The sequence below is a fragment of the Candidatus Eisenbacteria bacterium genome (assembly GCA_018831195.1).
In the GTDB taxonomy this organism is placed as follows: Bacteria; Eisenbacteria; RBG-16-71-46; order CAIMUX01; family JAHJDP01; genus JAHJDP01.
In genome coordinates this window covers 1-6,855 of sequence record JAHJDP010000101.1, presented here as the reverse complement: position 1 = coordinate 6,855, position 6,855 = coordinate 1, and the positions used below count along the sequence as shown (strand labels likewise).

Genomic DNA, 6,855 nt, shown 5'->3' with positions numbered 1-6,855 from the left:
CAGCGCTACACGCACCGCCAGGAGCCGCAGGAGCCCCTGTCGCGCCATATCTCGCGCCTCCCCGGCCATGGCTAGGATACGGTCAAGAAGTCGCGCCTGTGCCCGCGTGAACGCCTGTGGCGCGTAGTTTTGTTCAACCTGGCCCGGGGGTTCGTACTTGTCGGCGGCCACCCGCAAAATGTCTTCCCGCCGGAGCCGGACCGAGCTGTTTTGTATCAGTGCCTGCCCGACCACGATGGACCGCTCGGCGATATCCACCGAAACGACCCTGAAACCCTGCGCTTTGGCATAGAGCGATACCGACCCGCCCCCAAGGAACCCGTCCAGGAATGTCATACCCGGCCATAGCTTCCGTGGCAGGATTCGGTCCACTTCACGGAAGATCAGGGGACAAAGACGGCGCTTTCCACCGAGGTACGGAGGCAAAGCGGACCACAGCGTTAATCTTTTGTTTCTTGTCATTTTTGTTGCACCCCTAACTTGACTTCTCTGGGGTTGGAAGCGTTGTTACCAATGCGCCGGGCGATGGGGCCTGGCCCATAAAGGAGGGAACGATGAACGCGAAGGCCACGAAGAAAGCCAAACAAGCCGCCGACCTGCTCGCCAAGGCGGCTGGGCTCATGCGCGAGGCTGCTGAGATATCGGACAACACAATCGCCGGTGGCCGGTACGACTTCCTGCACTGGGCCACAGAAATTGAACAGCTGCTCTCCTGCGACGATGGAGAGGCAGGCATTAATCCGGCGCTGGACAAGATGACCAGGACGAACCAATAACCAGAAGGAGAAGCGACCATGGCTAAGAAGCAGATCAGCAAGGGCAGCCAGACTGCCGCCAAGAAGGACAAGACCCGCAAGACGGCACCCGGGCAAAAAGGCAACCAGCCGGATCCAAAGGCTACGGCCCCGGAGGCCACACCGAAGACCGGCGCGGATGAGCAGGTCGTCTTCGCCTTCCGGCTGCTTCGGAGTGAACGGGATCTGATCCACAAGGTCGCGGGCTCGGCGAAGGCATCGAGGTTCGTGAAAAGTGTCGTGCTGGCGACAGCCCGTCGCGATCTCGACGCCGTAAAGAGGATTCTCGAAGAGGGCATCTCCTGAGCCAGCGACGAGCGGACCCATTGGAGTTGCCAACCGCCCTCGGACATTACATCCGGGGGTTGGTCGTCGGGCTGATGTCGAAACAACGACAGATGATTTGACTCGTACCATGTCATAACTCCGTGTTGTTCAATTTCACGTTAAATCTGGTATTTATTGCACGTCTTCCCGAATCTCGTAATCCCGTAACACCCCCTATAAGGGGGTGAGTTACGGGATTCATTACGAGATAAATACAGAAGACTCCTCCTTGTTACGGGATAAGATTCGTGATTCCCTGTAACGTATAACCAACCAACAGGTTGCGAGTATCCCGTAGCTATCTCGTAGTTGTTTTCAGTTACGGGATTCATTTTGACCCTTAAACACCCATGTGGTTGTCCGGCCAGAACCAACCTTCTTAAAGCCAAGGTCCTTGAAAATATTGTGGACAGTGTTTTCCCCACGACGGTGCGGCATCAATGCTTGTGCCTTGGCTACCGTGAGCCCGGCGGCTCCTGCTTCACGGCCAGCATTCTCAAGAGCCTCAATATTCTCCTCTCGTTCCATGCTCTTGTCTGGCGGTTCCTCGGTGACCTCAAAGGTTCCATCTTCACGTCGAGCCAGCCAGATCCCATCGACGGGAGGTCCGAGATTCAGTTTTGTAAAGGCAAGCCGAAGCCGCTTCTTAACCTCCCGGAGACGAATCAGCGTCTGAGGATCGCTCAACAGACGGCTATGACCCCTGAGGGCGTCAATATCTGAGTCCCCGGCTGAGCCCCTGGATGTCTGACCCTTGCGCTCGTGATGGCATAGCTCGACAGCAGATTTTGTCTCGAACCTCAACTCATCGCAGGCGCCCATGACCTCGCCCATCTGCTGTCCCGAGATTTCGTCCGCAGTGTGGATCCGGCTGAAGGCATCGAGGATAAGGAGCCTGATCCCGTGATTCTTGATCATTCGTTTAAATCCGAGAATGTGATCGGGATTGAGAACATCGATACGGCCGGTGAGGAAGGGCTGGGAGATGAGAAACAGATCATCGGGAATTTCGGATGCCCGCAGAATGGTCTGGACGCGTTCCTTGAGGTAGTACCCAGGAAGCTCAAGATTGAGATAGGCCACCCGTGTCCGTACCGTTGGAAATCCAAACCACACACTGCCGGTGGCGATGGCAACAGCCTGCTGAAGGAGAGCCCAGGACTTGCCGGTACCGGGCACTCCGTAGAGAACGGCAAGACACCCTTCTGTAAGGACCCCATCACCAAGGAGGTTATTGGGTCGCCTGATATCCTCCTGGAGAAAGGACCCGCAATCCAATATCGCACCCTTGAATGGATCGGGGAAATAATCCAGCGGAGCAGCATCCTCAAGGGCTTTCTCGAAGCAGGGTTTAAAACCATCGGGATCGGACTTGTACCAATCATTTGTGTCCTTGATGCCCTCCGGTGGCTGCAAGATAAATACATCCCCGACCCAATGCAGGGCTCGTAGCCGTTTTGTCAAACCATCGACAAACTGGCAGCCTGCATCATCCCGTTCCTGAACAATGTAGATGTAGGGCACATCCCGAATGTGGACAAGTTCCAATTTCTCAGCATTGGATGCCCCGGGTATACCAAGGACAGGATAGTCACAATGGAGTAGGGTCCAGGTGCAGGACTCACCCTCAACGAGCACGACGAAACACTTGTCTTCCCGTTGCGCCAACCAGTTCAGACCATAGACCCTGGCCGAGTCGCCCTTGGCATGGATGTACTTTGGATCGCCGGAAAGAGATACACGCCACTTAATCATGGCCTCTCGTCCCCCGGCATCAAAATAGGGAACGGCAACTCGTCCGGATGGATCATCACGAAGCCCAAGTTGACGTAGGTGTTCTTCAGGTAGGGCCGTCTTCTCTGCCAGGGCTGAAACTGTGACAGGTTCGGATTCTGGGGAGGTGCTCATCTCGGGCCTGCGTCCAGTGCCTTGAACGGCCTCTGATTTACATGCCGTTGGGGCTTGGCGTTCATCCCTGGAAATGTCGTTTGGTCCAAGGCCAAGAGCATGTTGGATCTCTTCGTAGGAACATCCCGCATGGCAGTGAAGTAGGACACGTCCATCAGTTCCTTCCGAAACACTTAATGAAGGGTCTTTATCATTGTGCGCCGGGCAAAGAGCCATAGCGCCCGACGCCGTCCTCCGGACTCCCTGCAGTCTGGATAGGATGTCATCGAACCTTGTGCCGATTGTCGGCTTGTCTGATAGCGTGCTCATGACGCAACAAAGACCCGGAACGGCAGTCCACCCTGGATGTCGATCCGTTCGATCCGGCCATTGCCGACTCGGGTCATCTCATCGAACAGCTCGACGACCTGCCTCTTCAGAAGGAAGTCATCCTTGCCCTTCCCTGGACCAGGGCCAGCCCGGCCAAGCCGGATCTCCCGCACAACTCTCGGCGGTGGATCGAGCACGGGCTCGCCTGAGCGCACCGTAAGATCCTCGATCTTGCCGAATGAAATTTGCTGCATCAGTTCAAGGAGACGACGTCGCTGCTGGGTGAGAATGCTTTTCCTTGTCGAGCCACTCATCTGCGTTTCCTCGCTCGTGCCATAATGCGCACAATGTAGAGACCCCCGAGAGGCAGGCTCGGCAAGGAGTCCTCTTCGGGGGTCCACGCCCGGTAGTCCGGGCATAAACTCAGCTAGCTCTTGCCGAACCCGATCTCTATGGCGACATGTCGCTGTTGTCGGAGGAAATTTTATTCTACGGCTGGTTCAAATGAGCAAATAGCTTGTGAGTCTTGAGGTTAGACGATTAAAAATAATGAGATTTTAGTGACTTTCTCTTAAGGGGTTCTGCGACATGTCGCAGGAGCCGCACGCTACTACCTGGGCGAGATGGAGAAACGCGCTTGCCAGCCCTTCCGATCATGGGTCAGGCGGAATGGTTCCCCTTCAATGCGAAAGAAGGCGCTAAGTTTGGCAGCAAGCCTTTCCCGGCGTTTTATGTTCCCTAAATCGGCCGCTGGATGATCCCAAGTCATATTTCCGCATCTTTCGCTGAAGGCCCTGAGCAATTTCCATTGTTGAGTCGGGCCGCTGTTTCTGCGATCGACCATCCCCATCTGTATGTAGTTGTACACTCCGCCGACCGACTTCACAGTGATCGAGACGGTATGCCCGTCAATGAATTTGATCGACACGTCCCTCCAAGTCGCATCCGGAGGAGTTGGGAAAAAGACCTTAGAGCCATCTTCCTTCGGGGACGGGAGATTGGTCGCGAGGAACTGCGCCAAGATTTCATCGAGGGGACGAAGAAGCCGAAGCTCTCGTTTGTCTCCGAGGATCACATTCTCCGACAAGGGAACGAAGACTGAGCCCTTGTCTATCAGAAGCTTTTCCGCCTTTGCGGTGCAGAGATCGCGCGTGGGGGCCAGGAGTACAAAGGGGGTGTTATTCCGCACCAGGAGACCATCGACTATCTCATTGAAGTCAGAAGGCTCGATTTGGATCGTTAGGTAGACCGGGAATCGGTACCCGGCATACGGAGAGTAGACTCCGATGCACGTCGTTCCGTGAAGATCGGTCTCCGTGTCGGTTCCATTAAACAGACCAAGAAGATTGACCAGCGCCGCGCCAAGGGCCGGACGGTCCAATTCATAGATCACGACATCAGATTGCTGCAGAGGAAAGGTCTCGCACCCACGTTCACATCGGCAGACCGCCACGATATCATCCGTTGCATGGGTGATAACATCGTGTTGGCATCCGCAGCCACGAGGAATTGTGCAGGGGTAGGACAATGCCAGCTTGCCGTTCGGCCGAAGGAAACTCTGCGCAGCCCCATAGTCGACTCCGCACCGGACCTTCCACTCGATACTCACCGCCGCCGCACCAGGGAAGGCTTCAAGCGTGCGCCAGAAGTCTTTCGGTCTCTTCATTATCATCTCTCTGCCCGGGAATAATAAACCCTCGCTTATCGAGCCAATCTTCAATCACAGAGGCGTCGCTATCCCTCGTGTACAAAGCGATATTCGACGGACGAATAGTCACCATGCGGGTCGTCTTAGAGTCGGTGAATTTGACCTGAAAGCCCGCCCTGATGATCCGGGCCTTCTGGGGCATCGCGTAATCACGTTCGGCGTAAGCGGCGAACACATCATTGGCTTTGCGTATCTCAATTTCCTTTTCTGTGCCACCCCAGAAGAACTGGAGCTCCTTGAGACGCACCCAGTCCATGCCTTCCACATCAGTGCAGACCATGGATGCATCCCCGTCGGTCCGAATCGGTTCGAGTGTGTACTTGCCTGTGCCTGGAAAGAAATTTTCGTCATTGAACACGTGGCGGCCGAACTTACGTTGGAAAAGATCCTTCTCCCCCTTCCCGCACGCATGCATACGAATCTCGCCGATGCCCGGGTCATACACCAGGACATCATACTTCTCCGGACGGTAGAACACGCTCGATGCCTTACCACCATCGAGACTGCCCTCGCGCCTATACGGATCACCGTGACGAACCAGGATCCACACTTCACCCGTCTTGGGATAGACGAAGACCCGTGATCCCCGCCCGCGTTTCTTCTCCTCGAACCAGTCGTCGAGGTCCCTCTCAAGAGCGGCCAGCGTTTTCGCGGTAGGCTGCTTAAACTCAGGAATCGTTGTTGAATCGGTCTGGAAATACTCGAAGGACCGAGGCTTCTTGAGATACTGCTCCGCGTGTTTGCGCTCCAGGAGTTCCTTGTCCTGAAGATAGACTTGGACGGCTACATCCGCCGCAGTGGGGTCCGGGTTTCCGTCGAGAGAGATGTTGTTGTTCTTCGCCTCCTGAATGAGATCGTCCATGGCTTCCGGCGTGGACATCTCGTGAACGAAAAAGAGAGCGTCGATCAGCCCGTTCGGCGTATCCGTGACCGGATTCATGAGAATGTTCAAGAGTTCGTCGTAGTCGAGACCATCGGAGGCCGTTGGTTGTGGTAACATCAAGCCTCGGCCATCAAAGTAGGTCCTGTAGGGATTCAACAGAGCCAGTAGATGCCCAAGAGCGATGGCTTTGAGACCGCCGACATGGTCAAAACGTCTAAGATTATATGTCGCCATTTGTCCTATCCTCCTTGCTTTCCTATAACCATGCATCCTCCGATGTTCGAATGTCAAAGCCTGACCGTCCGACGGTGAAGCCTTCCAGGATAAGCTGGGATATCAGATCATCCGCTCGGCGGTCAGTTTCTCCCACATCTCGCGCTGGCGAGACCAAAGGGGCATGGCGGCCATTGGACGAACATTTCTCTCCCGGATCGGATCGCGCCCCTTGATTGTGCGAGGTAGGAGAAGGATCTCCCCCTGGATTTCCGGTACCAGGTTCAGCAAGTCCATGATCTGGCTAATTCTCGCCCGGCTCACGCCACCCAAACGGGCCAGATCGGCGTAGTCCTTTACAATCCCCTGCCGAATTAGATCGTCGTAGCGGATTGCCAGAGCCATGAGGCGGGATATTCGCGGGACTCGGCCTGGTTTAACGGTCGGCGGTGTCGGCCGGGCTCCCCTCCGGAGTCGTCGGCGTCCCCTGTCACCGTTACGGAAGTGGACCTTGAACTCCAGGGTCGGGCCGGCTGACAAGGCCGTCGCTGTCTCCGGGCGTGCCTTCCCGCTCATGGTGCCCCCTCCTGTGAGAGCGCCTTGATCCCCGTCGGTCGAAACGTTATGGCGAGCGTCTCCCCGTCATATCCCACTCGCTCCACAAGAAGTTGGACGGCCCGGGCTTGTTCCCTGGGTGATAGGGAATCCCATAT

Annotated in this window: 8 protein-coding genes; 2 read left to right on the top strand and 6 right to left on the bottom strand. The window is 55.9% G+C overall.

What is annotated here, in order from left to right; all coding sequences use genetic code 11:
- The coding region (locus KJ970_18145; GenBank protein MBU2692844.1) for a DNA adenine methylase at nt 1–462 on the bottom strand (462 nt) is incomplete at its 3' end.
- A 92-nt stretch (nt 463–554) separates the two neighbouring features.
- Here KJ970_18145 and KJ970_18140 point away from each other — a divergent pair.
- Complete coding sequence (locus KJ970_18140; GenBank protein ID MBU2692843.1) at nt 555–776, top strand: hypothetical protein; 222 nt, start codon at nt 555–557, stop codon at nt 774–776.
- Between the two features lie 18 nt (nt 777–794).
- Nucleotides 795–1,100 (top strand): hypothetical protein, encoded by a 306-nt coding sequence (locus KJ970_18135; GenBank protein MBU2692842.1) that lies wholly within the window; start codon nt 795–797, stop codon nt 1,098–1,100.
- A 336-nt stretch (nt 1,101–1,436) separates the two neighbouring features.
- On the opposite strand, the gene KJ970_18130 is transcribed toward KJ970_18135, so the two are convergent.
- From KJ970_18130 to KJ970_18110, 5 genes are all read right to left on the bottom strand, one after another.
- Nucleotides 1,437–2,876, bottom strand: coding sequence for a helicase RepA family protein (locus KJ970_18130; protein MBU2692841.1), 1,440 nt, complete (start codon nt 2,874–2,876; stop codon nt 1,437–1,439).
- Between the two features lie 458 nt (nt 2,877–3,334).
- Entirely contained in the window at nt 3,335–3,652 is a 318-nt protein-coding gene (locus KJ970_18125) for a hypothetical protein (GenBank protein MBU2692840.1), read from the bottom strand.
- A gap of 296 nt (nt 3,653–3,948) precedes the next feature.
- Nucleotides 3,949–5,004 carry a hypothetical protein gene (locus KJ970_18120; protein ID MBU2692839.1) on the bottom strand — a complete coding sequence of 352 codons (1,056 nt, stop codon included), beginning with the start codon at nt 5,002–5,004 and terminating at the stop codon, nt 3,949–3,951.
- Complete coding sequence (locus tag KJ970_18115) at nt 4,970–6,163, bottom strand: hypothetical protein (GenBank protein ID MBU2692838.1); 1,194 nt, start codon at nt 6,161–6,163, stop codon at nt 4,970–4,972. The genes KJ970_18120 and KJ970_18115 overlap by 35 nt, the downstream gene beginning before the upstream one ends.
- A gap of 102 nt (nt 6,164–6,265) precedes the next feature.
- Nucleotides 6,266–6,682: a hypothetical protein gene (locus KJ970_18110; protein MBU2692837.1), complete on the bottom strand. Its 417-nt coding sequence runs from the start codon at nt 6,680–6,682 to the stop codon at nt 6,266–6,268.
- Between the last annotated feature and the right edge of the window lie 173 nt (nt 6,683–6,855).